Genomic DNA, 25,742 nt, shown 5'->3' on the forward strand with positions numbered 1-25,742 from the left:
GAAGCAAGGATGGGAAAAAAGAAAAAGAAGGGGGGGGGGGTTGGGATCGAAGAGGGGGAAAAGGAAAAGGGGTCCCCCAAAGAGCGGCCTACCGGGACCCCGTGGTCCCCGGCCAGGCCGTCACAACCGCCGTGACGCGCGCTCCTGCCACGGTCCTCAGCATGCGTGCTTCTCGGCGGTCTTCCGCGGATCGCCCGCCAGTATGTGGGCCGCGAGTCGCCGTACCTGCTCTTCCACGGGCCGGCCGCGCTCGACGAACAACTCGTATCCGTAGAAGTCCGTACGCTCGCCCGGTTCCCGGACCTGGTGGAACTCGACGTCAACGCCCTCAGGGCTGGTGATCTCCTCGGGGAGATCAGGCTCCGCACGTCGCGGCGAGACGCTACTGAGGACGCAGCCCCAGCGTTCGAACCAGCCGCTTTCCGAAAGGGCCTGGTCGAGAAGCCGGGCAATGGTGTCCACCGGCTCTTCCCAGCCGCGGTCCGCTGCGGCCCGCGCGAGTTCGGCCTCGTACTGGGCGGCATCGAAGCGGAAGTCCGGGGGTACGGCAGTGCTGTCGCTGGTGTTCTCCCAGTCGTCCCAGATCACCCAATCGCCCTCCCGGCGCATGGCGACGTACAGGGCACCGCAGCAGCCGGCCGTGCAGGTCGGCTCGGTGATCATGATCCGGCGAGTCTCCTCCGTGACCGCCAGCGGCCGGCTCTCGGCCGGCCCCGTCCAGCGTCGGCAACTGTCCGCCACCCCTTCCGGGTGGATCTCCTTCAGGACGTCGACGCCGTCGATCAGGGGCCGCACCTCCGCCCAGGGATCCGCCGCCCAGTCGTCCGGAATCCGGTGCCGCAAAGTCAAGGTACTGATCGCCGGCTGATCCATCATCCCCACATGATCGGTCGACACCGCGTAGCCGCATACGCATTTTCTCGCCGTGACCGATCGGCACCGGCGGGCGAGGACGACGCCGGCACGGCTCTGTCACGTCGGCAGCGAAGCCGCCGCGTCCGTCCCCCAGCTCGCCAGCAGGCGCAGCGCCTCCGCCGCCGGGGAGCCCGGCTCGGCGTGGTACGTGACGAACGCCTGCTCGTCGTCGTCGACCAGGCGGAACGTCTCGAAGGACAGGGTCAGGTCACCGACCAGCGGGTGCCGCATCCGTTTGACGCCGTAGGACTTCTCCTTGACGTCGTGCGTGGCCCACAGCCGCCGGAACTCCTCGCTCTTCACGGACAGCTCGCCGACCAGGGTGGACAGCCGCGGGTCGTCCGGGTGCCGGCCCGCGTCCATGCGCAGGAAGCTGACCATGTCGTGCGCCTTCTGGTCCCAGTCCACGAACAGGTCCCGGTAGTCCGGGTTCAGGAAGACCAGCCGCGCCCAGTTCCGCTCCTGGGCCGGCAGCTTGCCCCAGTCGCCGAAGAGGGCCGCCGCCATCCGGTTCCAGGCGAGGATCTCCGACCGCCGGCCGGTCACGTACGCCGGGACCGTGTCGATCGACTCCAGCAGCTGGAGCAGCGCCACCCGCACCGGCTGCTGCGCTCGCGCCGCCGCTGCCGAGCGCCGTCGCTGCTGCTGCGGCTTGGCCAGGTGCGTCAGGTGCGCCTGTTCGGCGTCGGACAGCCTGAGCGCGCGGGCGATCGCGTCGAGGACCTCCGCCGACACGTTCCGCCCGTTGCCCTGCTCCAGGCGCGTGTAGTACGCCACGGACACCCCGGCCAGCTGCGCCAGCTCCTCCCGCCGCAGCCCCGGCACCCGGCGGTGCCGCCCGTACGACGGCAGTCCCACGTCCTCCGGCTTCAGCCGGGCCCGCCGGGTGCGCAGGAACTCGCTCAGTTCGGCACGCCGGTCCAGCTGTCCATCCATGCACTCCAGTATTGCCTGTCGTATTCCCCGTCGTACGCACGAGAGCCTGTCCCCGTCAGTGGTACGCACGCTGGTCGTAGGCAAAGCCGTGGTCTGGGTGGATGCCCACCGCGGCGGCAGGGTGGAGACATCCCACCGAAGACCAGTCACCGAAGACCAGTCACCGAAGACCAGTCACCGAAGACCAGTCACCGAAGACCAGCCACGAGGAACCCGGAGAACCCGGCATGACCACTGTCGCCGCATACGCCGCACCCGCCGCCAAGGCTCCGCTGGAGCGGACCACCATCGAGCGGCGCGAGGTGCGCGAGCACGACGTCCTGATCGACATCAAGTTCGCCGGCATCTGCCACTCCGACATCCACCAGGTCCAGGAGGGCTGGGGCGAGGCCATCTTCCCGATGGTCCCCGGCCACGAGATCGCGGGCATCGTCTCCGAGGTCGGCCCCGGCGTCACCAAGTTCGCCGTCGGCGACCGGGTGGGCGTCGGCTGCATGGTCGACTCCTGCCGCGAGTGCGCCAACTGCGAGGCCGGCCTGGAGCAGTACTGCACCGGCGGCAACGTGATGACCTACAACGGCGTCGGCAAGGACGGGGAGCCGACCTACGGCGGCTACTCCGAGAAGGTCGTCGTCGACGAGAACTTCGTCCTCGGCATCCCCGAGGGCATCGCGCTGGACGAGGCCGCGCCCCTGCTGTGCGCCGGCATCACCACGTACTCCCCGCTCCGGCGCTGGAACGCCGGCCCCGGCAAGAAGGTCGCCGTCGTCGGCCTGGGCGGTCTCGGCCACATGGCCGTCAAGATCGCGCACGCGCTCGGCGCCGAGGTGACGGTGCTGTCGCAGTCCCTGCGCAAGAAGGACGACGGCCTGAAGCTGGGCGCCGACCACTACTACGCGACCAGCGACCCGGCCACCTTCGAGGAGCTGGCCGGCACCTTCGACCTGATCGTCTCCACGGTCTCCGCCCCGCTCGACCTCGGCGCCTACCTGGGGCTGCTGAAGACGGAGGGTGCCCTGGCCAACGTCGGTGCCCCCGAGGAGCCGGTCTCCCTCAACCTGTTCGCACTGCTCGGTGGCGGCAAGTCCCTCTCCGGGTCCATGATCGGCGGCATCCGGGAGACCCAGGAGATGCTGGACTTCTGCGCCGAGCACGGCATCGGCGCCGAGATCGAGCTGATCGCCGCGTCCGAGGTCAACGCGGCGTACGAGCGGGTCCTGGCGAGCGACGTGCGGTACCGCTTCGTGATCGACACGGCGACGATCTGACCGGCCGGAAAGTCTCTCCGGGATTCCCTCCCGAGAAACTTCCGGGAATTCTTCCCCGGCCTGTCACACGGCCGCGCCGCCCCGGGTCATACCGCCGTAGACACACACGGCGGACGCCCGGACGGGCAGGAACCAGACAGCTGTCGACCTGTCCGTCCGGGCGCCAGGACTCCCGGGAGCAGTCATGACCTACCCCTCGTCCCCCACCACCCCCCTCCTCGTCACCGGCGGCACGGGCACCCTGGGCGGCCACGTCGTCCCGCTGCTGCGGGCGGCGGGCCACGAGGTACGGGTCCTCACCCGTCGCCCCCGCCCCGCCGCGGACGGCGTCTCCTACGTCACCGGCGACCTCCTCACCGGTGAGGGTGTCGAGGCCGCCGTCGACGGCGTGCACACCGTCCTGCACCTGGCGGGCGGCCCGAAGGGCGACGACGAGGCGACCCGCACGCTGGTGCGCGCCGCCTCGCGCGCGGACGTACGGCACCTCGTGTACATCTCGGTCGTGGGCGCGGACAGCGTGCCGCTGGCGTGGCTGCGCACCAAGCTGGACTCGGAGCGGGCGATCGCGGACTCGGGCATCGGGTGGACGGTGCTGCGGGCGGCACAGTTCCACGAGCTGACCCTGACGATGATCGAGAAGATGGCCAAGCTGCCGGTCCTGCCCGTGCCGGGCGGCCTGCGTCTCCAGCCGGTCGACTCCCGCGAGGTCGCCGCCCGCCTGGCCGAGCTGACCCTCGCGGCGCCCGTCGGCCGGGTCCCCGACATGACCGGCCCCGAGGTCCACGACCTGGCCGCCCTGACCCGCCCGTACCTCGCCCTGCACGCCCGGCGCCGCCGTCCGCACCTGCCGGTCCGCATCCCGGGCAAGGCCGGCCGGGCCTACCGCGCCGGGGCGAACCTCACGCTGGAGGGGGCGCGGGTGGGCCGGCGGACGTGGGAGGAGTTCCTGTCGGAGCGGGCCGGACGCGGGACGGCGACGGCTGACGCGCGCCGCCCGTGAGCCCGGTGCCGCCCTGGTGGGACGGTCAGCGGCGCCGCAGCGACGCGTCCAGCAGCGCGGGCGGGGTGTCGAACTTCTCCTGCGCGGCCAGGTCGGTGCCGGGAGCCACGATCGCGTCGACGGCGTCGAGTACATCGGCGGACAGCACGGTGTCGGCGGCGGCGAGCTGCGCGTGCAGGTGATCCAGGGTGCGGGGGCCGATGAGCGCGCCGGTCACGGCGGGGTGCGCGGTCACGAAGCCGAGCGCGAGCTGGATCATGGTCAGGCCGGCCTCGTCGGCGACCGTGGCCAGCCGCTCGACGGCGTCGAGCCTGGCCCGGTTGGCGGGCAGGGAGGTGTCGAAGCGCTCCGGGAGGATCACCGACCGGTGGGTGGCGATCTCCCGGCCCGCACGCACCGCGCCCGACAGCCATCCCGACGCCAGCGGGCTCCACACCAGCACACCGAGCCCGTACTCCTCGGCCACGGGCAGCACATGGCTCTCGATCCCGCGCTGCAGGACGGAGTAGCTGGGCTGCTCGGTGACGTACCGGCTCAGGTGGTGTTCGTGGGCGGCCCACTGGGCCTGCACGATGCGGTAGGCGGGGAAGGTCGAGGAGCCGAAGTAGCGGACCTTGCCCGCGCGCTGGAGGTCGGTCAGGGCAGACAGCGTCTCCTCGTCGCTGGTGGCCGGGTCCCAACGGTGGACCTGGTAGAGGTCGACGTGGTCGACACCGAGGCGGCGCAGGCTGTTGTCCAGCTCGGTCACCAGCCAGCGGCGCGAGGCGCCCCGGTGGTTGCGCTCCTCGCCCATGGGCATGCCCGCCTTCGTGGCCAGCACGATGTCGTCGCGGCGGCCGGCGATGGCCTTGCCGACCATCTCCTCCGACTCGCCGGCGCTGTACATGTCGGCGGTGTCTATGAGGTTGACCCCGGCCTCCAGCGCGGCGTCGACGATGGCGGTGGCCTCGTCCTGGGTGGTGCGCCCGATGCGGCCGAAGTTCATGGCGCCGAGCGCGAGAGAGCTGACCTGCACGCCGGTGCGGCCCAAGGTGCGGTATTGCATGTTCGTGTTCCTCCGTCGAGGGAAGGGAGCGCGGTGCGCGCGGGCGCACGGCGTGGCACGACGGCTCCGGCCTCTGGCATCATGGGCAACCGGAACGCCGTCCCGTTTGACGATACGGAACGGTGTCCCGTTTAGCAACGCCGCTATGTGGAGGGAACGACGCGATGGTGGACGCCGACGAGGCCGCGGGGCACACCAGCCGCCCCAAACGGGCGGACGCCCGGCGCAACCAGGAGACCCTTCTGGACGCGGCCGCCACGGTCTTCGTGAGGTCCGGGGTGGAGGCGGCGGTCCGCGACATCGCGGCCGAGGCGGGCGTCGGTACAGCCACGATCTACCGCCACTTCCCGACGCGGGCGGACCTCATCATCGGCGTCTACCGGCACCAGGTGGAGGCCTGCGCCGAGGCCGGCCCGGCCCTGCTGGCCAGCAGCCCGACGCCGTACGCGGCACTCGGGCGCTGGATCGACCTCTTCGTCGACTTCCTGGTCACCAAGCACGGACTCGCCGCCGTCCTGCAGTCCGACAACGCCGGCTTCGAGACGCTGCACGCGTACTTCCTCGACCGCCTCGTGCCCGTGTGCACCGGGCTCCTCGACGCCGCGACCGCCTCCGGCGAAATCCGGTCCGACCTTTCCGCCCTGGAACTCATGCGCGGCGTCGGCAACCTCTGCATCGGCGCGGAGAACGACCCGCGCTACGACGCGCGTCGTCTGGTGGGGGTGCTGGTGGCGGGGTTGCGCCGGACGGAGTGACCGGGGCGGGGGCGGGGGTACCTCGCTTGCCGCTCCTGGCGCTGCGAAAGCCGGTCAGGGGCCGGCACTGTCACAGGCCGTCCGAACGGCCCGAGAGCCAGCCGCCGTGCCGTTGCCGGAACCGGTCCCGTTCGGCGGGCGTGGCGAGGATGACGTCCGCGCCGCCGTCGTACGGATGATGAACTCGGCGGAGGTCCGTGTCCGTGACGAAGACCTCCACCAGCGCCTCGTCGGCGACGGCCCGCAGCAGAGCGTCGACGCAGCCGCGCCGCCAGCGCCGCCGGTCTGCGTAGAGGCGTGTGTGGGTGTGGAACTCGGGGTCGGGGTCGTCCTCCTCCGACTCCGTCCACCAGTGGACGCCGTCCGGATGGAGTTCCCGCCGGGGGGTCGGAAAGCCTTCGGGCCCGGTGGGTGTACTGGACCAGTCCATGGTCACGACGAACACGTCGAGCCCCGTGAACAACTCGTCCAGAACCGTGTTGCAGCGATCGATCACCACCGCGTACTCCTCCTCGGACTCCGGGTAGCGCTTCGATCCGGGAAGGCTGTGGAAGCGCACCCAACGGTCCGCGTACGCGCTGCGGAAGGTGTGGGCCAAGGGTGGCACCGACGGGCGTCGGGCCCGCCACAGAGCCGCGAGCCCGTCCTCGCCGGGGGATCGCTCTCTCACGGTCGCAGGTGGGCCAGCAGTTCGGCCGAGGCAGGATATGGCCCCTCCCGGGGCAGCAGACGGCTCGCCGCGTCGAGGTCGCCGTCGCGCACGAGCGTGTGGATCTCGTGGGCGAGCGGGGTCACGTCGCGGATGCCGACCGTCCACTCGTCGGCGTACAGCCGTGCGGTCTCGCCCGAGAGGCCGAGTTGCAGGGAGCGGTACGGCAGCGGTTGCAGACGCAGGTCCCGTTCGGGATCCCACTGGATGCGGGCCGGCGCGCGCTTCAACTGCCGTTGCCAGGTGGCGCGGTCGGGGTGCACCCCGGGAACATAGCTCGAAAGACACGCGCCGCGCAGCGCCGACTCGAAGCCGTCACGAGTGATCTCGACGGACAGCACAGTCTCTTGATCCACTTTTGTGGCCCAGCCGCAGCGGTACATCATCCAGAGGAACGACGGCTTGATCCAGGTCATCCTGTCCCGTTTCCACGAGGCGGGGAAACGCCCCTCGCGGACGGCGGGAAGGCCGATCTCCGGGGAGTACGCCTGGTAGACGGTGATGCTGGTTGCCGTGTAGGTCGCCCGGATCTCGCGTTGCGGTTCTTGCATGACGTACAGCGTGGTGCCGCGGACCCTCGGCAGCCACCGGTTTTCGACCGCGTGGCCGGTCGGGCGGGCACGGAATCGCCGGGAACCCTCGCGCGTTGAGAAGGTGTGGCCGGGGATGCCGGCGGTGTGCGAGCCGAGTAGCCCGAATGACCAGACTGACGGATATTGGAGGGCCGCTATGGCTGCGCAGACGCAGAGGGCCGTGCTTGCGGGTGGATGCTTCTGGGGGATGGAGGAGCTGATCCGCCGGCTTCCGGGCGTGACGGCGACCCGGGTCGGATACACCGGAGGTGACGTGCCGAACGCGACGTATCGCAATCACGGCACGCACGCGGAGGCCATTGAGATCCTCTTCGACCCCGAGAAGACCGACTTCCGCGCGCTCCTGGAGTTCTTCTTCCAGATCCACGACCCGAGCACCCAGAACCGCCAGGGCAACGACATCGGTATGAGCTACCGCTCGGCGATCTACTACGTGGACGACGAGCAGAAGCGGATCGCCGAGGACACGATCGCGGACGTGGACGCCTCCGGGCTGTGGCCGGGCAAGGTCGTCACCGAGGTGGAGCCGGTCGGCCCCTTCTGGGAGGCCGAGCCCGAGCACCAGGATTACCTGCAGCGCTACCCCGACGGCTACACCTGCCACTTCCCGCGTCCGGGATGGCGGCTGCCCGTTCGCACCGAGGGCTGATTCGTACCCGTACCGGGAGGCGGTCCGGTCGGCGTTTCCCGCCGGGCCGCCCGTCGCGGAACCGTCAGTGCGGGAGCGTCGCCGGGCTGCCGCCGTTCGCCTCGTAGCCCGCGACCGCCAGCGCGCGGTAGACCGCGAACTCCGCCGCCGGGTCGGCGGAGAGGGTCCAGGGCAGGGCGCCGACATGGCCGTCGATGAGTATCAGCTGGTTCATGGCCTCGGCCCAGCGCTCGCCGCGGACCAGGAAGAAGACCAGCAGATGGCGGACGTGCGCCTGCATCGGGTCGTCCGGGCGGGCCGAGTGGACCGCGTGCAGGGCGCCGTGCACCGCCTTGGTGACGACCTCGCTCTGGTAGAAGCCGCTGACCAGGTTCACCTCGGGGAGATGCTCGAAGACCGCGAAGAGCGGCATCGCCGCGAGGAGCGAGCCCTTCGGGGCGCGGGCCGCCGCCGCCTCGGCGAAGGAGTACGCCAGGTCGCGGGAGCCGTGCCACTTCTCGCACCAGTAGTGCAGGGCGGCCAGGTGCGCGCCCATGTGGTTCGGGGCGCGGTCGAGGATCTTCAGCCAGAGCTGCTCGAAGTCCTCGCGCGGATACGCGAGCCCGCGGGCGACCGAGAGCTCGACGATGTACGGGATCGGGTCACCGGGGGCGAGCAGCGCCGCCTCTCCGCAGGCCGCCTTCGCCTCCTCCATGATGATCCGGAAATCGTCCGTGCCCGACGTCGCCGTCCGCCACGCCTGCTGCACCAGGAACTCGGCGTGCACCGCCGCGCCGCCCGCGTCCTTGGGGGCCTCGGCCCGCCACACCCGCAGCCACTGCCCGCCCGGCGTCTCACCCACGCCGCCGGGCCGCTGCCGCAGCTCGAGCGACGCGGCGCCCGCGAAGGCCTGCACGCGCTGCCAGCGCCGCTCACTCCCCGCTTCCGTACCGGCGAGGAGCTGCTGGGCACCGCGGTAGTCCTGCGTGCGCTGCACCAGGTCCAGGACGTCCAGCAGGTCCTGGTCGGGGCCGGGCATGCGGATGTCCAGCTCCTCCTCGCGCGCGAAGCCGTAGTTCGCGGGGTCCGCCGCGTCCGGGTGGCCGGCGGGTACCAGACCGACCGCGCTCCGTCGGCGTCGCAGAACGGGGAGCAGCACCACAGCCAGCATGGCCAGTGCCATCAGGACCCAGAGAATCTCCATGTCTCAAGCGAACCAGACTGCGCCGACAATTGGCCAACCTGCGCCGTGACCCTGTGGAAAACGCGCGGAGTCGTCCGCGCCGCTACCCTCGGTGCCCATGAGCGACAGGCACATCAGTCAGCACTTCGAGACGCTCGCGATTCACGCGGGCAACACCGCCGATCCCCAGACGGGCGCGGTGGTCCCGCCGATCTACCAGGTGTCGACGTACAAACAGGACGGCGTCGGCGGGCTGCGCGGCGGATACGAGTACAGCCGCAGCGCGAACCCGACCCGTACGGCCCTGGAGGAGAACCTGGCCGCTCTGGAGGGCGGCCGTCGCGGCCTCGCGTTCGCGTCCGGACTGGCGGCCGAGGACTGCCTGTTGCGTACACTGCTGCGTCCCGGCGACCACGTGGTGATCCCCAACGACGCGTACGGCGGTACCTTCCGGCTCTTCGCCAAGGTCGCCACGCGGTGGGGCGTGGAGTGGTCCGTGGCCGACACGAGCGACCCCGCCGCGGTGCGGGCCGCCCTGACCCCGCGGACCAGGGCCGTGTGGGTGGAGACGCCCTCCAACCCGCTGCTCGGCATCACCGACATCGCCGCCGTGGCCCAGGTCGCCCGGGACGCCGGCGCCCGGCTCGTCGTCGACAACACCTTCGCCACGCCGTACCTCCAGCAGCCGCTGGCGCTCGGCGCGGACGTCGTCGTGCACTCCCTGACCAAGTACATGGGCGGCCACTCGGACGTCGTCGGCGGCGCGCTGATCGTGGGCGACCCGGAGCTGGGGGAGGAGCTGGCGTTCCACCAGAACGCCATGGGCGCGATCGCCGGGCCCTTCGACTCCTGGCTGGTGCTGCGCGGCACCAAGACGCTCGCGGTGCGCATGGACCGGCACAGCGAGAACGCCACCAAGGTCGCCGAGATGCTCTCGCGGCACGCGCGCGTGACGAGCGTGCTGTACCCGGGACTGCCGGAGCACCCCGGGCACGAGGTCGCCGCCAAGCAGATGAAGGCGTTCGGCGGCATGGTGTCCTTCCGCGTCGAGGGCGGCGAGGAGGCGGCGGTCGAGGTCTGCAACCGCGCGAAGGTGTTCACGCTGGGTGAGTCCCTGGGCGGTGTGGAGTCGCTGATCGAGCACCCCGGCCGGATGACGCATGCCTCCGCCGCCGGTTCGGCCCTTGAGGTACCCGCCGACCTGGTGCGCCTGTCGGTCGGTATCGAGAACGTCGACGACCTCCTCGCGGACCTCCAGCAGGCCCTCGGCTAGTCCGACAGTCCGACGAGCGGGGCGGGCTCACCAGCCCTCCCAGCCCGTCACGGGTGGGGTCGTCTCCGACGGCGGCTCCACCCAGGGCTGGACGGTCAGCGCCCACACCGTGAACGCCACGGCGGCAGCGCACAGCACCAGCCACATCAGGCGGCGGGCGGCGGTCCTGCGCCGCAGCATGCGGCCGCCGCGGCGCACCGCGTCCGCGTACAGCTCGGGCGGTACCCGGGGCGGCGACTGCTCCATGATCCGCCGTGCGGCGGCCTCTCTCTGGGGGCGGTTCACCGGCGCCTCCCGGTCCTCCACGCGCGCGTGCCCGACGCGAGTGTGCTCGTGCTCCACGCGAGTGTGCTCGTGCTCCACGCGAGTGTGCTCGTGCTCCACGCGCGCGTGCCCGTCGTCCCGCCGACTGTCGTGTCGAGTGCCGCGTCCGTCATGACGTCGACGCCTTCGCTTCCGCGGCCACCGGGCGGGCCGGTTCCGCGGGCGGGTGCAGCAGGGTGGCCGTCGCACGGTCGCAGATCGTCCGTACGCGTTCCGCGGGCAGGCCCAGCAGGGCGGCCGCCTGTTCCTCGGCGACGCCCTCGTAGAGCCTGAGCACCAGGACCAGGCGTTCCTGCGGAGTGAGCCCGCACAGGGGGCCGGCGGCGTGCCGGCGGGCCCGGCCGATGCCGCCGCCGTACCGGTGCCAGGCCTCGCGGGCGAAGCGGGTGGCCAGGTACTGGCGGGCCCGGTCGTACGGGTCCTCCCCGTGCAATCGGGCCCAGCACGCGTAAGTGTGGGCGAGGGACAGGGCCAGCAGGCGCCGCGCGCGCGGGTTGTCGCCCGGTGGCTCGGCCGTGAGCAGGGTGGCGGCATGCAGCAACCGCCCTGCCGCGCCCGCGACGAACGCCTCGAACTCCCGGGCCCGGCGGGCACTGTGGAATGCCTGCCGTTCTCGCACCGCGCCTCCCGCCCAGAGGGCGACGACTCCTGAATCTCGTACGACGACCCCTGGGTCTCATATCAGGCCAGGGGTGGCCCGCCGGTCAAGAGTTCGGTCCGAACCGCCCCGGAAAGGCGGTCAAGGGTGGCTCAGGAGGCCGACGCCTCCGGGCCCGCCACGCCCGACGGGGCCATACGGGCGGAGAGGGCGCCGTTGAAGCGCGCGAGGAGCGCGCAGAACGCCTCGCGCTCCTCCGGCGCCCAGTCGTGGGTCAGTTCGGCCATGAGCTGACGCCGGGAGGACCGGACCTCTTCCAGCCGCGACACGCCGCGCGGGGACAGCTGGAGCACGACCGCGCGTCCGTCCTCGGGGTGCGAGGTCCGCTTGACGAGTCCGGTGTCGACGAGCGGTGCCACCTGCCGGGTGACCGTCGAGGAGTCGATCCCCATGCTCGCGGCGAGCGCCTTGACGCCCATCGGGCCCTCTTTGTCGAGGCGGTTGAGCAGCAGGTAGGCGGCGCGGTCCATGGAGTTGCGCACCTGCCCGACGCCGCCGAGCCGGGTCTGTTCGGCACGACGGGCGAAGAGCGCCACCTCGTGCTGGAGCGTCTCGAGAAGACCGGTGTCACCGGCGGTCGTCATGTCCATCGACATTTCAGGTGTTGTGGGCATGGCCGGGGGCTCACTTCGTGGAGGGCTGCTAATTGGGGGACAGGGTACGCGGCCGGGCGGCGAGGCGTACCGGCGCTGCGCAAAGCGGGTCTCGGAGGTTGGTCACAACGGTCCCGAGCGCCCGTGAACTGCGATGCTGGAGACATGAGCTACAGCACGGCCGCCCTTGTCGGACCCGTCACCCTCGACGACGTGCGCGGAGCGCAGAAGATGCTCAAGGGTGTGGCGCGGGTGACGGCGATGGAGGGCAGCAGGCACCTGTCCCAGCTGGTCGGCGCGCCGGTCCACCTCAAGTGCGAGAACCTCCAGCGGACGGGTTCGTTCAAGTTGCGCGGCGCCTACGTCCGTATCGCCGGGCTGCTGCCCGAGCAGCGGGCCGCCGGTGTGGTCGCGGCGAGCGCGGGCAATCACGCGCAGGGCGTGGCGCTGGCGTCGTCGCTGCTCGGAGTGGGCTCGACGGTGTTCATGCCGAAGGGCGCCCCGCTGCCGAAGATCAGCGCGACCCGGGAGTACGGCGCCGAGGTGCGGCTGCACGGTCAGGTGGTCGACGAGACGCTGGCCGCCGCGCAGGAGTACGCGGAGCGGACCGGCGCGGTGTTCATTCACCCCTTCGACCACCCGGACGTCATCGCGGGCCAGGGCACGGTCGGGCTGGAGATCCTGGAGCAGTGCCCCGAGGTGCGGACTGTCGTGGTCGGCATCGGCGGGGGCGGGCTCGCGGCCGGGATCGCCGTCGCGGTGAAGGCGCTGCGGCCGGACGTGCGGATCGTGGGCGTACAGGCGGAGGGCGCGGCGGCGTATCCGCCCTCGCTGGCGGCGGGGCGCCCGGTGGCCGTCGAGCATCCGGCGACGATGGCCGACGGCATCAAGGTGGGGCGGCCCGGTGACGTGCCGTTCGGCATCGTCGGCGAGCTGGTGGACGAGGTCCGTACCGTCTCCGAGGACGAGCTGTCCACCGCGCTGCTGCTGTGCCTGGAGCGGGCCAAGCTGGTCGTGGAGCCGGCCGGGGCGTCTCCGGTGGCGGCGTTGCTGAGTGAGCCGGATGCCTTCGAGGGACCGGTGGTGGCGGTGCTGTCCGGGGGCAACGTGGACCCGGTGCTGATGCAGGGGGTGCTGCGGCACGGCATGGCCGCGCAGGGCCGCTACCTGGCGGTCCGGCTGCGCCTGACGGACCGGCCCGGCGCCCTCGCCACGCTTCTCGGGGTGTTGTCAGTGGTCGACGCTAACGTCCTCGATGTGAGCCACGTCCGGACCGATCCACGGCTCGGGCTCACGGAGGCGGAGGTCGAGCTGCACCTGGAGACGAAGGGCCCGGAGCACTGCGTCGAGGTCGGCCGGGCGCTGCGGGAGGCTGGGTATCCCGTCATCGGCTGACCCGTCATCGACTTGGGTCACTCGTTCGAGTAACTGCATTGTGAGACGCGATACATCGCGTTATGGTGTGTCGTAAATCGCTCGCTGAACCGAGCGGAACGTACAAATCTAGGCTTTCCGAAGAATCCCCGACGACGTGGAGACTCATATGCCAGGCGCCATCTATGCCGAAGGCCTGGTGAAAACCTTCGGTGACGTAAGGGCTCTGGACGGCGTCGACCTCGACGTTCCCGAAGGCACGGTCCTGGGTCTGCTCGGGCCGAACGGCGCGGGCAAGACGACCGCCGTCCGCTGTCTCACGACCCTGCTGCGCCCCGACAGCGGCAAGGCGGTCGTCGCGGGCATCGACGTGCTCAAGCAGCCCAACGAGGTGCGGCGGTCGATCGGCCTCTCCGGCCAGTTCGCCGCCGTCGACGAGTACCTGACCGGCCGGGAGAACCTCCAGATGGTCGGCCAGCTCTACCAGATGAGGGCCAAGGCCGCGAAGGCCAGGGCCGGCGAGCTGCTCGAACAGTTCCACCTCGCGGACGCCGCCGACCGCCCGACGAAGACCTACTCGGGAGGCATGCGCCGTCGGCTCGACCTGGCGGCCGCCCTGGTCGTCTCCCCGCCCGTCATGTTCATGGACGAGCCGACGACCGGCCTCGACCCGCGCAACCGCCAGGAGCTGTGGGAGGTCATCAAGCAGCTGGTCGCCGGCGGTACGACCCTGCTGCTGACCACGCAGTACCTGGAGGAGGCCGACCACCTCGCGCACGACATCGCGGTCGTCGACCACGGCCGCGTCATCGCCCGCGGCACCTCCGACCAGCTCAAGGCCCGCACCGGCGGAGAACGCGTCGAGGTCGTGGTCCACGAGCGGGAGCACATGGGGACGGCCGCCGAGGTGCTCGGAGGGTTCGGCAAGGGCTCGACCACCGTCGAGGAACACACCCGCAAGCTCACCGTCCCCGTCACCGGTGGCGCCAAGCTGCTCGCCGAAGTCATCCGGGAACTCGACACCCGCGGTATCGAGATCGACGACATCGGCCTGCGCCGCCCCACCCTCGACGACGTCTTCCTCTCCCTCACCGGCCATGTGGCCGAGGTGAAGGAGAACGGCCTCGCGGCCGACGCCGGCTCCGAGGGCAAGGACGCAGGCCACAAGGGCGCATTCCACAAAGACGAGAAGGGGGCCGCCAAGTGAGCGCCGCCACCGATGCCGCTCGGGCCGCGGCTCCCACCAACCCCCTCGGCCAGTCCGTCCGGGACTCCCTGGTCATCGCCCGCAGGAACCTGATCCGGATGACCAGGATCCCCGAGATGGTCCTCTTCGGGGTCATCCAGCCAGTGATGTTCGTCGTCCTCTTCACGTACGTCTTCGGTGGCTCGATGAAGATCGGGAACACCACCGACCCGGACGTCTACAAGGACTTCCTGATGGCGGGCATCTTCGCGCAGACCGTCACCTTCGCCACCGCGGGATCGGCGGCCGGCATCGCCGACGACATGCAGAAGGGGCTCGTCGACCGCTTCCGCTCCCTGCCGATGGCCCGCGGCGCGGTGCTGACCGGCCGCACCGTCGCCGACCTCGTGCAGACGGCCATCACGCTGCTCGTCCTCGCGATCGTCGCGCTGATCGTCGGCTGGCGCACCGGCTCCGCGGAGCCGACCAACCTCGGACAGATCCTGGGCGGTTTCGCCCTGCTGCTTCTCCTGGGATACGCCTTCACCTGGATCGGCGCGCTGATCGGCCTGTCCGTGCGGACCCCGGAGGCGGCGACCTCGGGAGGAATCATCTGGCTGTTCCCGGTGACGTTCGTATCGAACGCCTTCGTGGACTCCAGCCAGATGACCCCCTGGCTTCGGCACATCGCCGAGTGGAACCCGTTCAGCGCCACGGTGCAGGCCTGCCGGGAACTGTTCGGCAACCCGGGCGTCGTGCAGTCCGACGCCTGGCCGATGCAGCATCCCGTCTGGGCCTCGGTGATCTGGTCCGTCCTGATCATCGCGGTCTTCCGGACCCTGGCGGTGCGCAAGTACCGCTCGGCCGCAGCATGACGAGGAGCCCCCGGCGTCACCGGGAGACGCTAGTGTCTCACCGGGACGCCGGGGGCTCGTCAACGGCAGACGGCCGGGTACGACACCGGCCGGGGGGAGGGGACCCCGGTCAGCCGTTGTAGGGCTCGGCCTTGAGGATCTTCACGGACGCCGGCTTGCCGTTGGGCAGCTCGTACTGCGCGTCCTCGCCGACCTTGTGGCCCATGACGCCCGAGCCCAGCGGGGACTGCGGCGAGTAGGTCTCGATGTCCGAGCTCGCGTACTCGCGCGAGGCGAGCAGGAAGGTCAGCGTGTCGTCCTCGTCACCGTCGAAGGCGATCGTGACGACCATGCCGGGCGCCACCGCGCCGTCCGCGGCCGGAGCCTCACCGACCTTGGCGCTCTCGAGCAGCTGGGTCAGCTGGCGCACGCGGAGCTCCTGCTTGCCCTGCTCCTCCTTCGCCGCGTGGTACCCGCCGTTCTCACGGAGGTCGCCCTCCTCACGGGCCGCGGCGATCTTGGCAGAGATCTCGGTGCGCGCAGGACCAGTAAGGTATTCAAGCTCCTCCTTGAGCTTGTTGTACGCCTCCTGGGTCAGCCAGGTGACGTTCTCGCTGGTCTGGGTCACGGGTGCTCCTCGTTGGTACTGGGAATACAAATCAACGCCCTACCCAGAAGGATGTTCCTTCACGGAAGGGCGAAACCACGAGCCTAACAATTCAGTGGCCAAAGGGGGAGGACATAAGCCACCAGATTCATGTCACCGCAGGTCAGCGTGCATGGATTGGGGCCGGCGGGGCTCCGCGAGGTCAGTCCGCGTGGCAGCCGAGCAGCTCGGCCGTCGTGCCCGCGGCCTTCGTCCGCAGGGTGACGACCTTGTCGATGCGCGTGGCGTCCCCGTCGAAGCGGAAGTCGGCCCGGCCCACCTCGTCGCCGTCCTCCGCCTGGGAGCGCACCGTGCAGTAGCCGACGGCACCGGCGTCCTTGCGGACCTCCAGGTGCACCTGCACCGAGTCCTCGGCGAGCTCGAACCCGATCAACTCGCCGCTGATCTTGTTCTGTCCGACGTAGTGGTAGCCGAACCAGCCGATCACGGCGAGCAGGACGGCACCGAGCACGGCGCCGACGATCTTGAGCGTGCGGTCGGCCCGTTCGTCCGAGGAGCGGCCGTACCGGCTCTCGGGCGTCTGCGTGCTCGCCGTACTCATGATCGTCCTCTCGGCAGGAGCGGGACGGGCGTGTCCCGAAAGGGGCCCCGGCGCCCGGTCTTCCCGGCCACCGGAATTATTCGGCTCCCGATTCGGTCACTATAGAAGCCTCCCACCCGCCACCCGACCGCCGCCCCTCACGGACGCCCCTACGGGGCGGCACCTATTGGATTGCGCCGACGCACACGGGCGCCGACTGACCGAGGATTGAGTCTTGACTGACCAGCTGCGACTGATGGCCGTGCACGCCCACCCCGACGACGAGTCGAGCAAGGGCGCGGCCACCATGGCGAAGTACGTGTCCGAGGGGGTGGACGTGCTGGTGGTGACCTGCACGGGCGGGGAGCGCGGCTCCATCCTCAATCCCAAGCTCCAGGGCGACGCGTACATCGAGGAGAACATCCACGAGGTACGCAGGAAGGAGATGGACGAGGCCCGGGAGATCCTGGGCGTGGGACAGGAGTGGCTCGGCTTCGTCGACTCCGGCCTGCCCGAGGGCGACCCGCTGCCGCCGCTGCCGGAGGGCTGCTTCGCCCTGGAGGACGTCGACAAGGCGGCCGGCGAGCTGGTGCGGAAGATCCGCTCCTTCCGCCCCCAGGTGATCACCACCTACGACGAGAACGGCGGCTATCCGCACCCCGACCACATCATGACCCACAAGATCACGATGGTGGCCTTCGAGGGTGCGGCCGACACCGAGAAGTACCCGGAGAGCGAGTACGGACCGGCGTACCAGCCGCAGAAGGTGTACTACAACCAGGGCTTCAACCGCCCGCGCACCGAGGCGCTGCACGGTGCGCTGCTGGAGCGCGGCCTGGAGTCGCCCTACGGGGACTGGCTCAAGCGCTGGTCGGAGTTCGAGCGCAAGGAGCGCACGCTCACCACGCACGTGCCCTGCGCCGACTTCTTCGAGATCCGGGACAAGGCGCTGATCGCGCACGCCACGCAGATCGACCCCGACGGGGGTTGGTTCCGGGTGCCGATGGAGATCCAGAAGGAGGTCTGGCCCACCGAGGAGTACGAGCTCGCGAAGTCCCTCGTGGACACCTCCCTCCCCGAGGACGACCTCTTCGCGGGCATCCGGGACAATGCCTGACATGAGTGCAAGCGCAAGCATGGCAATGACGCACCTCGTCACTCTCGCCGAGCTCGACGAGGACAAGGTCACGCCCGGTGTCCTCGGGTTCATCGTCTTCGCGGTGATGGCCCTGGCGGTGTGGGGTCTGATGCGGTCCATGAGCCGGCACATGGGGAAGGTGGACTTCAAGGAGGCGTCCGACTCTGACGCGGAGGCGGAGGCGGAGGCGGAGGCCGCCGGCGGTGAGCCGGTGAAGCCGCAGCGGGGTTAGCGGCGCAGCGGTGCTGGGGTGGGCCGGGGGTAGGTGACGCGGCCCGGCGCTGCGGGGTGCCGCTGCGCCCACCCGTGCCGCCCCAGCGGCACGACTGCCCGCAGCTGCGCGGCACGGCTGCCCGCGGCTACGCCGTTACCGCCACCCCCATCACCTCCCGGGCCTGGCGGTTCGGGACCATGCCGAGGTGCCAGGCCTGCCAGCCGGACTCCAGTTGGACGCCCCGTTCCAGGAGGAGCTGGTACGCCTCCACGTAGTCGTCCAGCTTGATGTCCCGGGCCGGGTGGCGGGCGCGGGACAGCTGGGCCAGCTCCTCCTGCGCCACCGCCGTACCGACCTCCACGCCCCCGGGGGCGGCGTACGGCAGGAGGGTGCAGCGCAGGAAGCGGGCCCAGTCCTCGCCCCGACGGTCGCCGTACGCCGCGAACAGCGCCGCCGCCTCGTCGCAGAGCGCCAGCGCCTGCGGCGTACGGGCGTTGCCCGCGTCCACCACCGCCAGCTCCAGGCAGGTCCACGCCTCGCCGTGGCCGACGCCGATGCGCTGGAAGTCGGCACGCGCGTCGACCAGGAGCTGGCGGGCGAAGCCGGAGTTGCGCAGTGAGCCGGTCTGGGCGGCGCGCTGGTCGCGGGTGACCCGCGCCGAGTGGTGCCGGGCGCAGGCCAGGCCGTACACATCGCGCATTCGGGAGAACATCGTGCGGGAGCGTTCCAGCTCGCGGACCGACTGGTCCAGGGCGCCGGTCTCCTCCAGCGCCTGGCCGACGTAGTAGACCGTCCACGCCTCGCCGCGGGCGTCCTCGTTCTCCCGGTGCCGGGCCGCCGCCCGCCGCAGCTCCTCGACCGCCTCGGAGGCGTCGCCGTCCACCAGCCGGGCCCGCGCCAGCTGGGTCAGCGCCCAGGCCTCGCCGCGGGCGTCCTGGGTGCGGCCGTACAGCTCCAGGGCGGCGCGCAGGTCCGCCTCCGCGCGCGGTACGTCGCCCATGCGCAGATGCAACTGGCCGAGCTGGAAGTGGGCCCACGCCTGGCCGTGCACCGACTCGCCCGCGCGGTGCAGCACCAGCGACTCGGTGAGCAGGTCCAGGGCCTCCGCCAGCCGGGCCCGGTCCCGTTGCACCGCCGCCAGCGCGTGCAGCGTCCACGCCCGGTCCGTGTCCAGTTCGGGCGGGGCCTGGAGGTCCAGCGCCTCCCGCAGCTTCGCCGCCGCCTCGGTCAGGTTGCCCTGGTGGTGCAGCGTGATGCCCAGCGAGCACAGCGCGCGGGCCGCTCCCGCGTCGTGGTGGGCCTCCATGTAGAGGTCGACCACCGAGGTGAGCGTCGTCCGCGCCTTGTCCAGCTCGCCGAGCTGCCGGGCCGCGATACCGGTGCGCCACTGCACCGAACGCACCAGCAGCCCCTGGTCCACGGACTGCGCCAGCTCACTGATCTCACCCAGCCGGTACAGGTCGCCGCGCAGCAGGCAGTAGTCGCACAGCGCGCCGAGCAGGTTCAGCACCGCGCCCTGGTCGACGCCCTCCGCGTGTCTGAGCGCCGCCGTGATGAAGCTCGACTCGTCGTCCAGCCAGCGCAGCGCCTCGTCCAGGGACGTGAAACCGTAACTCCCGAACTGGTTCGAGCGGGTCGACATGTTGCCGTCGACCAGGCGCAGTACCGAGTCGGCCAGCTCGGCGTAGTTGGCGATCAGCCGTTCCTGTGCCGCCGTCCGCTCGGCAGGCTCCTCCTCGTCGGCGAGCCGGGCCCGGGCGAAGGCGCGTACCACGTCGTGGAGCCGGTAGCGGCTGCCCCGGACGTGATCGAGGAGGCCCGCCCGCGACAGCGCCGCCAGCTGCCGCGTCGCCTCCGTCTCGTCCGTGGCCAGCAGCGCGGCGGCGGCAGCGGCGCCCAGCGAGGTGCGGCCCGCCAGTGCCAGCCGGCGCAGCAGCCGCCGGGCCGTCTCCGGCTGGTCGGTGTAGCGCAGCCACAGCGCCCGCTCGACCGGCTCCACCGGCCCGTACGCGCCCAGGTCGCTCGCCAGGGCGCGGGGCGAGCGCGGTCCCAGCGACGACCCCGCCACCCGCAGCGCCAGCGGCAGGCCGCCGCACAGCCGCAGGATCCCGTCGGTGGACTCGGCGTCGTAGGGTCCCGACGCGTCCTGGGCGGCCGCCCCCAGCAGTTCCTCCGCGCCCGCCGCGTCCAGTGCCTCGACGGGGAGGTCGTACACCCGGGCGGGCAGGTCCGGCGGCAGCCGAAGCGGCTCCCGCGCGGTGACCAGGACCAGGCTGTCCGACCGCTCCGGCACCAGCGTGCGCACCTGCTCGGCGTCGGAGGCGTCGTCGAGTACGACGGTGACCGGGACTCCCGTCAGATGCTGGTGGTACAGCTCGCTGAGCCGTTTGACCTGCTGGTCCGCCGAGGACCGTTCGCGGAACAGCAGTTGCTCGCGGGGCGCGCCGAGCCGGTTCAGCAGATGCAGCAGGGCGTCCCGCGTGCTCAGCGGCGACTCGCCGCCCGACGCGGGGCCGTCCCCGCGCAGATCGACCACGCACGCCCCGCGGAAGTAGTCCCGCAGCTCATGGGCGGCGCGCACCGCGAGCGTCGTACGGCCGCTGCCGGGCACCCCGTGCAGCACGACCACCGTCGGCTTCGTCTCCGTGCTCGCGCGGGCCGCCTGCACCCACTGCCGCAGCCGCGCCATCTCCTGCCGCCGGCCCGCGAAGGTGCCCTCCGGCTCCGGGAGTTGCGCGAAGGACTGCTCCAGCGCGCTGCGTCCCCGGGCCGCGGCGCTCTTGTCGGCACCCCGCAGCTTCGGCCCGGCCTTCTTCGGCCCGGTGGACGCGGCGAGCATCCGCTGCTGGTCCAGGAACGGCCGGATGCCGCGTACCTCCAGCGCCGTCAGCCACTGCAACCGCAGCTGTTCGGGCCCGCCGGGCTGGCTGACGGCCCCGGCGCGGTGATGGGCGGCAGGCACATGCGAGCCGACGACCTTCACCACGGTCGCCGCGGCGCCGACGACCCCGACGGCGACCCCCGCGCCCACGGCCGTGCCCGTACCGGTGCCGAGCGCCATGTCGGCCACCACTGCGGCGACCGCCGCCACGGCGGCCACCAGCAGGGGAGTGCCGGCGCCCTCCCGGGCGTAGCGCTGCCGGAAGGTGAGCTGTCCGGCCGCCGCCTCGTCGAGGGCGTGGGTGTAGGCCTCGTACTCCTCGGCGGCCGTGCCCGCCATCGCGTCCAGCGACCCGCGGGCCCGGGACAGCAGCACGTTCCCGTCCGTGCGCCCGCCCGAGCGCCGTACCTCCTCCTCCACGGCCCGCCTCAGTAGCCGCTCGGCCTCCGACCGATGACTGTCCCGCATGTCGCGCCCCCTCCGGCGGCATCGGTGTCACCCGGGTGTCCCCAGACCTCGCTGGGACTCTCCCGGCCCATCCCCGGGTCCTTCCCCAGTTGTGCCTCGGTCAAGTGTCCTGCCATGGGGAGACCCTGGGGAGGGGCTGGTCCCCAAGGCCGGCCCCAGCGCCTCCCCGGTGGCCGGGAAGTCGACGAATTCCCCTCTTGACCCCGGTGTCCGCAGCCACTAATTTGCGATGGAAGCAGACCCATGACTACCGATAGGAGGCGACCGGCGGATGTACACCAACTCTGACTTGGGTCGCCTCGCCCGCCGCACGGTGTGGGTTTCGGGTCGGGTCGCGCACGGCTGCTGAGTACGCCGTTCCGCTGTGCCCGTAAGCAGGCACATCTGTGCCCGTAAGTAGGCACATCCCGGGTTTCCCCTTCACCACTTCACGGCATGCCCCTGTCGCGTGCCGATCTGCGCTCGCTTCTCTTACGCGGCGCGTCTGGACATAGAAAGCTGCCTGAAATTGGCGAACATGATGAATCGACCCGTCCCGAGTCGAAATGAAGGTCTGTCATGGTAGCGGCACGGATCACGGTCAACGGGAAAGAAACACCGATCGCACCGGCCGCACCCCACACCACGGTGCTGGATTTCCTGCGCGAGCGTGGCCTCACCGGCACCAAGGAGGGCTGTGCCGAGGGTGAGTGCGGCGCCTGTTCGGTCCTCGTGGCCCGCCCCGGGGTGAACAAGCCCACCGACTGGGTGCCGGTCAACGCCTGCCTGGTCCCGGTCGCGGCGCTCGACGGTCAGGAGGTCGTCACCTCCGAAGGCCTCGCCACGGCCGGCGCGCCCGGCACGCCGCCCACCCTGCACCCGGTGCAGGAGGAGATGGCGGTCCGCGGCGGCTCCCAGTGCGGCTACTGCACGCCGGGCTTCGTGTGCAGCATGGCCGCCGAGTACTACCGGCCCGACCGCTGCGCGCACGCGGGCTCGGGCTCCGAGGTGACCGGCGCGACCGACACGGCCGCCGGTGCGACCGACACGGCCGCCGGTGCGACCGACACGTCCGCCGGTACCGACGGCACCGACGCCGAGCACGGTCCGAACGGCTTCGACCTGCACGCGCTCAGTGGAAACCTGTGCCGCTGCACCGGCTACCGCCCCATCCGCGACGCCGCGTTCGCCGTCGGCGCGCCCACCGACGAGGACCCGCTGGCGCAGCGCCGTGAGCAGTCCCCGCCCGCGCCGGTCGCCACCGAGTACCACCAGGACGACAGCGCGTTCCTGCGGAAGGACACCCTGGCCGAGACGCTGCGGCTGCTGAGCGAGCGGCCCGACGCCGTGGTGGTCGCCGGAAGCACCGACTGGGGCGTCGAGGTGAACATCCGTTCCCGCCGGGCGGATTGCGTGGTCGCCGTCGACCGGCTGCCCGAACTCCGGGAACTGCGGGTCGAATCCGATCACATCGAGATCGGGGCCGCGCTGACGCTCACCGAGATCGAACGCCGCCTCGACGGAACGGTCCCGCTGCTGGCGGAGTTGTTCCCGCAGTTCGCGTCCCGGCTCATCCGCAACGGCGCGACCCTTGGCGGCAACCTGGGGACCGGCTCGCCCATCGGCGACAGTCCGCCGGTGCTGCTCGCGCTGGAGGCGTCGCTGGTGCTCGCCGGCGCCGACGGTGAGCGCGAGGTGCCGCTCGCGGACTACTTCACCGGCTACCGGCAGAGCGTGCGCCGTCCCGGGGAACTGATCCGCGCGGTGCGCGTCCCGCTGCCGCTGTCGCCGGTCGCGGCCTTCCACAAGATCGCCAAGCGGCGCTTCGACGACATCTCCAGCGTGGCGGTCGCCTTCGCGCTCGACATCGAGTCGGGGATCGTGCGCAAGGCGCGCATCGGTCTGGGCGGCGTGGCCGCCACCCCGGTCCGCGCGCTCGCCACCGAGGCGGCCCTGGAGGGCAAGCCGTGGGCGGCGGAGACCGTCGAGGCCGCGGCCGAGGTGCTGCGGGGCGAGGGCACGCCGATGAGCGACCACCGTGCCAGCGCCGAGTACCGCGCCGCGATGCTCGGCCAGAGCCTGCTGAAGCTGTACGCACAGACCACCGAGGCGGTGCCGTCATGAGCCATCTGTCCGAGCTTCCCGAAAAGCCCGTCGTCGGCGTCTCGATGCCGCACGAGAGTGCCGTCCAGCACGTCACCGGTGCCGCGCTGTACACCGACGACCTGGTCCAGCGCACCAAGGACGTGCTGCACGCCTACCCGGTCCAGGTCATGAAGGCCCGCGGCCGGGTCACGGCGCTGCGTACCGGGCCCGCGCTCGCCGTGCCGGGCGTGGTGCGTGTGCTGACCTGTGCCGACGTGCCCGGCGTCAACGACGCCGGCATGAAGCACGACGAGCCGCTCTTCCCCGACGAGGTCATGTTCCACGGCCACGCGGTCGCCTGGGTGCTCGGCGAGACCCTGGAGGCGGCCCGGCTCGGCGCGGCGGCCGTGGAGGTGGAGCTTGAGGAGTTCCCCTCCCTGATCACGCTGCAGGACGCGATCGCGGCGGACAGCTACCACGGCGCCCGGCCCGTCATGGTGCACGGCGACGTCGACGCCGGCTTCGCCGACTCCGCGCACGTGCTCTCCGGCGAGTTCCAGTTCTCCGGCCAGGAGCACTTCTACCTGGAGACGCACGCGGCGCTCGCCCAGATCGACGAAGACGGGCAGGTGTTCATCCAGAGCAGCACCCAGCACCCTTCGGAGACCCAGGAGATCGTCTCCCACGTGCTCGGTGTGCCCTCCCACGAGGTGACCGTGCAGTGCCTGCGGATGGGCGGCGGCTTCGGCGGCAAGGAGATGCAGCCGCACGGGTTCGCGGCCATCGCCGCGCTCGGCGCCAAGCTGACCGGCCGGCCGGTCCGGTTCCGGCTCAACCGGACCCAGGACCTGACCATGTCCGGCAAGCGGCACGGCTTCAACGCCACCTGGAAGATCGGCTTCGACGCCGAGGGCCGTATCCAGGCCCTGGACGCCACGCTGACCGCGGACGGCGGCTGGAGCCTGGACCTGTCCGAGCCGGTCCTCGCCCGCGCGCTGTGCCACATCGACAACACCTACTGGATCCCCAACGCGCGCGTCGCCGGCCGCATCGCCAAGACCAACACGGTCTCCAACACCGCCTTCCGCGGCTTCGGCGGACCGCAGGGCATGCTGGTCATCGAGGACATCCTGGGTCGCTGCGCGCCGCAGCTCGGCCTGGACCCCAGGGAGCTGCGGGAACGCAACTTCTACACCCCGGGCCAGGGCCAGACGACACCGTACGGGCAGCCGGTCACCCAGCCCGAGCGGATCTCCGCCGTCTGGCAGCAGGTTCTGGACAACGGCGGCATCGCCGACCGCGAGCGCGAGATCGCCGCCTTCAACGCCGCGCACCCGCACACCAAGCGGGCGCTCGCGATCACCGGCGTCAAGTTCGGCATCTCGTTCAACCTCACCGCCTTCAACCAGGGCGGCGCGCTGGTGCTGATCTACAAGGACGGCTCGGTCCTGATCAACCACGGCGGCACCGAGATGGGCCAGGGCCTGCACACCAAGATGCTGCAGGTGGCCGCGACCACGCTGGGCATCCCGCTGCACAAGGTGCGCCTCGCCCCGACGCGGACCGACAAGGTGCCCAACACCTCCGCCACCGCGGCCAGTTCCGGCGCCGACCTCAACGGCGGGGCGATCAAGAACGCCTGTGAGCAGTTGCGCGAGCGGCTGCTGCAGGTGGCCGCGAGCCGGCTGGGGTCGAACGCCTCGGACGTGCGCATCGTCGAGGGCGTCGCGCGCGCCCTGGGCAGCGACGAGGAGCTGGCCTGGGACGACCTGGTGCGCACCGCGTACTTCCAGCGCGTCCAGCTGTCGGCGGCCGGCTACTACCGGACCGAGGGCCTGCACTGGGACACCAAGTCCTTCCGGGGCTCGCCGTTCAAGTACTTCGCCATCGGCGCCGCCGCGACCGAGGTGGAGGTGGACGGCTTCACCGGCGCGTATCGCATCCGGCGGGTGGACATCGTGCACGACGTCGGCGACAGCCTCTCCCCGATGATCGACATCGGTCAGGTCGAGGGCGGCTTCGTGCAGGGCGCGGGCTGGCTGACGCTGGAGGACCTGCGCTGGGACACCAGTGACGGTCCCCACCGCGGCCGGCTGCAGACCCAGGCGGCCAGCACCTACAAGCTGCCGAGCTTCTCGGAGATGCCCGAGGAGTTCAACGTCACGCTGCTGGAGAACGCCACCGAAGAGGGCGCGGTGTTCGGGTCCAAGGCGGTCGGTGAGCCTCCGCTGATGCTGGCGTTCTCGGTGCGGGAGGCGTTGCGGCAGGCCGCAGCCGCCTTCGGGCCGAGCGGGGTCGGCGTCGAGCTGGCCTCGCCGGCGACGCCGGAGGCGGTGTACTGGGCGATCCGGTCGGCCCGCCAGGGCGCCGCCTCGCCGAACGGCCGGGCCCGCGACGGGGCCGCCGTCGACGGCCAGGCCGGAAACGGGCACGCCGGAAACGGGCACGTCGACGGCGGGGCCCGGACCGGCGCAGAAGTGCTGAGCGGTGCCTGAC

General features: G+C 71.4%; 24 protein-coding genes. 12 read left to right on the plus strand and 12 right to left on the minus strand.

Annotation, left to right across the window (positions count from 1 at the left end; genetic code table 11):
• Positions 1–156 precede the first annotated feature (156 nt).
• Together ACFCZF_RS28920 and ACFCZF_RS28925 are read right to left on the minus strand one after the other, a co-directional pair.
• Complete coding sequence (locus ACFCZF_RS28920) at positions 157–876, minus strand: hypothetical protein (protein ID WP_376674130.1); 720 nt, start codon at positions 874–876, stop codon at positions 157–159.
• A gap of 96 nt (positions 877–972) precedes the next feature.
• Positions 973–1,851: a helix-turn-helix domain-containing protein gene (locus ACFCZF_RS28925; RefSeq protein WP_376674131.1), complete on the minus strand. Its 879-nt coding sequence runs from the start codon at positions 1,849–1,851 to the stop codon at positions 973–975.
• Between the two features lie 227 nt (positions 1,852–2,078).
• On the opposite strand from ACFCZF_RS28925, the gene ACFCZF_RS28930 reads away from it, so the two are divergent.
• Both ACFCZF_RS28930 and ACFCZF_RS28935 read left to right on the plus strand, forming a co-directional pair.
• Positions 2,079–3,119 (plus strand): NAD(P)-dependent alcohol dehydrogenase, encoded by a 1,041-nt coding sequence (locus ACFCZF_RS28930; protein WP_375914874.1) that lies wholly within the window; start codon positions 2,079–2,081, stop codon positions 3,117–3,119.
• A gap of 184 nt (positions 3,120–3,303) precedes the next feature.
• Positions 3,304–4,119 (plus strand): SDR family oxidoreductase, encoded by an 816-nt coding sequence (locus ACFCZF_RS28935; RefSeq protein ID WP_376674132.1) that lies wholly within the window; start codon positions 3,304–3,306, stop codon positions 4,117–4,119.
• A gap of 25 nt (positions 4,120–4,144) precedes the next feature.
• On the opposite strand, the gene ACFCZF_RS28940 is transcribed toward ACFCZF_RS28935, so the two are convergent.
• A complete protein-coding gene (locus tag ACFCZF_RS28940) occupies positions 4,145–5,164 on the minus strand; it encodes an aldo/keto reductase (protein ID WP_376674133.1) in 1,020 nt (339 codons plus the stop codon).
• A 164-nt stretch (positions 5,165–5,328) separates the two neighbouring features.
• Between ACFCZF_RS28940 and ACFCZF_RS28945 the strand changes: the two genes are divergently transcribed.
• On the plus strand, positions 5,329–5,919 hold the full coding sequence (locus ACFCZF_RS28945) for a TetR/AcrR family transcriptional regulator (protein ID WP_375914882.1): 591 nt from the start codon (positions 5,329–5,331) through the stop codon (positions 5,917–5,919).
• A 70-nt stretch (positions 5,920–5,989) separates the two neighbouring features.
• Here the strand turns inward: ACFCZF_RS28945 and ACFCZF_RS28950 are convergent, their stop codons facing one another.
• Complete coding sequence (locus tag ACFCZF_RS28950) at positions 5,990–6,589, minus strand: hypothetical protein (protein WP_376674134.1); 600 nt, start codon at positions 6,587–6,589, stop codon at positions 5,990–5,992.
• Complete coding sequence (locus tag ACFCZF_RS28955; RefSeq protein ID WP_376674135.1) at positions 6,586–7,179, minus strand: DUF4291 domain-containing protein; 594 nt, start codon at positions 7,177–7,179, stop codon at positions 6,586–6,588. The genes ACFCZF_RS28950 and ACFCZF_RS28955 overlap by 4 nt, the downstream gene beginning before the upstream one ends.
• Positions 7,180–7,357: 178 nt before the next feature.
• Here ACFCZF_RS28955 and msrA point away from each other — a divergent pair, with 178 nt between their 5' ends.
• Positions 7,358–7,870, plus strand: a complete 513-nt coding sequence (msrA, locus tag ACFCZF_RS28960) for a peptide-methionine (S)-S-oxide reductase MsrA (protein WP_376674136.1) — start codon at positions 7,358–7,360, stop codon at positions 7,868–7,870.
• A gap of 64 nt (positions 7,871–7,934) precedes the next feature.
• Here msrA and ACFCZF_RS28965 read toward each other — a convergent pair whose 3' ends face one another.
• Complete coding sequence (locus tag ACFCZF_RS28965) at positions 7,935–9,053, minus strand: hypothetical protein (protein ID WP_376674137.1); 1,119 nt, start codon at positions 9,051–9,053, stop codon at positions 7,935–7,937.
• A 97-nt stretch (positions 9,054–9,150) separates the two neighbouring features.
• On the opposite strand from ACFCZF_RS28965, the gene ACFCZF_RS28970 reads away from it, so the two are divergent.
• Positions 9,151–10,305, plus strand: a complete 1,155-nt coding sequence (locus ACFCZF_RS28970) for a cystathionine gamma-synthase (RefSeq protein ID WP_376674138.1) — start codon at positions 9,151–9,153, stop codon at positions 10,303–10,305.
• 27 nt (positions 10,306–10,332) lie between these two features.
• On the opposite strand, the gene ACFCZF_RS28975 is transcribed toward ACFCZF_RS28970, so the two are convergent.
• The 3 genes from ACFCZF_RS28975 to ACFCZF_RS28985 form a co-directional block, all read right to left on the minus strand.
• The gene (locus ACFCZF_RS28975; RefSeq protein ID WP_337304471.1) at positions 10,333–10,590 is read right to left on the minus strand and encodes a hypothetical protein; all 258 of its coding nucleotides are present in this window, start codon (positions 10,588–10,590) and stop codon (positions 10,333–10,335) included.
• Positions 10,591–10,738: 148 nt separating this feature from the next.
• Positions 10,739–11,248, minus strand: a complete 510-nt coding sequence (locus tag ACFCZF_RS28980; RefSeq protein ID WP_376674139.1) for a sigma factor-like helix-turn-helix DNA-binding protein — start codon at positions 11,246–11,248, stop codon at positions 10,739–10,741.
• 131 nt (positions 11,249–11,379) lie between these two features.
• A complete protein-coding gene (locus tag ACFCZF_RS28985) occupies positions 11,380–11,883 on the minus strand; it encodes a MarR family winged helix-turn-helix transcriptional regulator (RefSeq protein ID WP_376674170.1) in 504 nt (167 codons plus the stop codon).
• A 162-nt stretch (positions 11,884–12,045) separates the two neighbouring features.
• Between ACFCZF_RS28985 and ilvA the strand changes: the two genes are divergently transcribed.
• The 3 genes from ilvA to ACFCZF_RS29000 all read left to right on the plus strand — a co-directional run bounded on the left by ilvA (position 12,046) and on the right by ACFCZF_RS29000 (position 15,315).
• On the plus strand, positions 12,046–13,275 hold the full coding sequence (gene ilvA / locus ACFCZF_RS28990; RefSeq protein ID WP_376674140.1) for a threonine ammonia-lyase: 1,230 nt from the start codon (positions 12,046–12,048) through the stop codon (positions 13,273–13,275).
• Between the two features lie 148 nt (positions 13,276–13,423).
• The gene (locus ACFCZF_RS28995) at positions 13,424–14,461 is read left to right on the plus strand and encodes an ATP-binding cassette domain-containing protein (protein WP_375914907.1); all 1,038 of its coding nucleotides are present in this window, start codon (positions 13,424–13,426) and stop codon (positions 14,459–14,461) included.
• Entirely contained in the window at positions 14,458–15,315 is an 858-nt protein-coding gene (locus ACFCZF_RS29000) for an ABC transporter permease (RefSeq protein WP_375914910.1), read from the plus strand. The genes ACFCZF_RS28995 and ACFCZF_RS29000 overlap by 4 nt, the downstream gene beginning before the upstream one ends.
• A gap of 109 nt (positions 15,316–15,424) precedes the next feature.
• Here ACFCZF_RS29000 and greA read toward each other — a convergent pair whose 3' ends face one another.
• Positions 15,425–15,922 (minus strand): transcription elongation factor GreA, encoded by a 498-nt coding sequence (gene greA, locus ACFCZF_RS29005; RefSeq protein WP_055418146.1) that lies wholly within the window; start codon positions 15,920–15,922, stop codon positions 15,425–15,427.
• Between the two features lie 181 nt (positions 15,923–16,103).
• Positions 16,104–16,502: a DUF4307 domain-containing protein gene (locus ACFCZF_RS29010; protein WP_375914914.1), complete on the minus strand. Its 399-nt coding sequence runs from the start codon at positions 16,500–16,502 to the stop codon at positions 16,104–16,106.
• Between the two features lie 214 nt (positions 16,503–16,716).
• On the opposite strand from ACFCZF_RS29010, the gene mca reads away from it, so the two are divergent.
• Positions 16,717–17,598, plus strand: a complete 882-nt coding sequence (mca, locus tag ACFCZF_RS29015; RefSeq protein WP_375914916.1) for a mycothiol conjugate amidase Mca — start codon at positions 16,717–16,719, stop codon at positions 17,596–17,598.
• On the plus strand, positions 17,591–17,851 hold the full coding sequence (locus ACFCZF_RS29020; protein WP_376674141.1) for a hypothetical protein: 261 nt from the start codon (positions 17,591–17,593) through the stop codon (positions 17,849–17,851). Before mca ends, ACFCZF_RS29020 begins: the two co-directional genes overlap by 8 nt.
• Before the next feature lie 127 nt (positions 17,852–17,978).
• On the opposite strand, the gene ACFCZF_RS29025 is transcribed toward ACFCZF_RS29020, so the two are convergent.
• A complete protein-coding gene (locus tag ACFCZF_RS29025; RefSeq protein ID WP_376674142.1) occupies positions 17,979–21,182 on the minus strand; it encodes a tetratricopeptide repeat protein in 3,204 nt (1,067 codons plus the stop codon).
• A gap of 558 nt (positions 21,183–21,740) precedes the next feature.
• On the opposite strand from ACFCZF_RS29025, the gene ACFCZF_RS29030 reads away from it, so the two are divergent.
• Together ACFCZF_RS29030 and xdhB are read left to right on the plus strand one after the other, a co-directional pair.
• A complete protein-coding gene (locus tag ACFCZF_RS29030) occupies positions 21,741–23,285 on the plus strand; it encodes a xanthine dehydrogenase small subunit (RefSeq protein WP_376674143.1) in 1,545 nt (514 codons plus the stop codon).
• Positions 23,282–25,741: a xanthine dehydrogenase molybdopterin binding subunit gene (xdhB, locus tag ACFCZF_RS29035; protein WP_376674144.1), complete on the plus strand. Its 2,460-nt coding sequence runs from the start codon at positions 23,282–23,284 to the stop codon at positions 25,739–25,741. Before ACFCZF_RS29030 ends, xdhB begins: the two co-directional genes overlap by 4 nt.
• The last annotated feature ends 1 nt before the right edge of the window (position 25,742 follow it).

Source organism: Streptomyces sp. NPDC056296, from assembly GCF_042268605.1.
Lineage (GTDB): Bacteria > Actinomycetota > Actinomycetes > Streptomycetales > Streptomycetaceae > Streptomyces.

Bases quoted from the DNA above. Each gene is read 5' to 3' on its own strand.
- ACFCZF_RS28995 (WP_375914907.1), top strand. From the start codon at position 13,424: ATGCCAGGCGCCATCTATGCCGAAGGCCTGGTGAAAACCTTCGGTGAC.
- ACFCZF_RS28945 (WP_375914882.1), top strand. From the start codon at position 5,329: ATGGTGGACGCCGACGAGGCCGCGGGGCACACCAGCCGCCCCAAACGG.
- ACFCZF_RS28940 (WP_376674133.1), bottom strand. From the start codon at position 5,164: ATGCAATACCGCACCTTGGGCCGCACCGGCGTGCAGGTCAGCTCTCTC.
- ACFCZF_RS28970 (WP_376674138.1), top strand. From the start codon at position 9,151: ATGAGCGACAGGCACATCAGTCAGCACTTCGAGACGCTCGCGATTCAC.
- ACFCZF_RS28935 (WP_376674132.1), top strand. From the start codon at position 3,304: ATGACCTACCCCTCGTCCCCCACCACCCCCCTCCTCGTCACCGGCGGC.
- ACFCZF_RS28965 (WP_376674137.1), bottom strand. From the start codon at position 9,053: ATGGAGATTCTCTGGGTCCTGATGGCACTGGCCATGCTGGCTGTGGTG.
- ilvA (WP_376674140.1), top strand. From the start codon at position 12,046: ATGAGCTACAGCACGGCCGCCCTTGTCGGACCCGTCACCCTCGACGAC.
- ACFCZF_RS28930 (WP_375914874.1), top strand. From the start codon at position 2,079: ATGACCACTGTCGCCGCATACGCCGCACCCGCCGCCAAGGCTCCGCTG.
- ACFCZF_RS28920 (WP_376674130.1), bottom strand. From the start codon at position 876: ATGATGGATCAGCCGGCGATCAGTACCTTGACTTTGCGGCACCGGATT.
- ACFCZF_RS29010 (WP_375914914.1), bottom strand. From the start codon at position 16,502: ATGAGTACGGCGAGCACGCAGACGCCCGAGAGCCGGTACGGCCGCTCC.
- ACFCZF_RS29020 (WP_376674141.1), top strand. From the start codon at position 17,591: ATGCCTGACATGAGTGCAAGCGCAAGCATGGCAATGACGCACCTCGTC.
- ACFCZF_RS29030 (WP_376674143.1), top strand. From the start codon at position 21,741: ATGGTAGCGGCACGGATCACGGTCAACGGGAAAGAAACACCGATCGCA.
- msrA (WP_376674136.1), top strand. From the start codon at position 7,358: ATGGCTGCGCAGACGCAGAGGGCCGTGCTTGCGGGTGGATGCTTCTGG.
- ACFCZF_RS28925 (WP_376674131.1), bottom strand. From the start codon at position 1,851: ATGGATGGACAGCTGGACCGGCGTGCCGAACTGAGCGAGTTCCTGCGC.
- ACFCZF_RS28955 (WP_376674135.1), bottom strand. From the start codon at position 7,179: ATGCAAGAACCGCAACGCGAGATCCGGGCGACCTACACGGCAACCAGC.
- xdhB (WP_376674144.1), top strand. From the start codon at position 23,282: ATGAGCCATCTGTCCGAGCTTCCCGAAAAGCCCGTCGTCGGCGTCTCG.
- ACFCZF_RS29025 (WP_376674142.1), bottom strand. From the start codon at position 21,182: ATGCGGGACAGTCATCGGTCGGAGGCCGAGCGGCTACTGAGGCGGGCC.
- ACFCZF_RS28985 (WP_376674170.1), bottom strand. From the start codon at position 11,883: ATGTCGATGGACATGACGACCGCCGGTGACACCGGTCTTCTCGAGACG.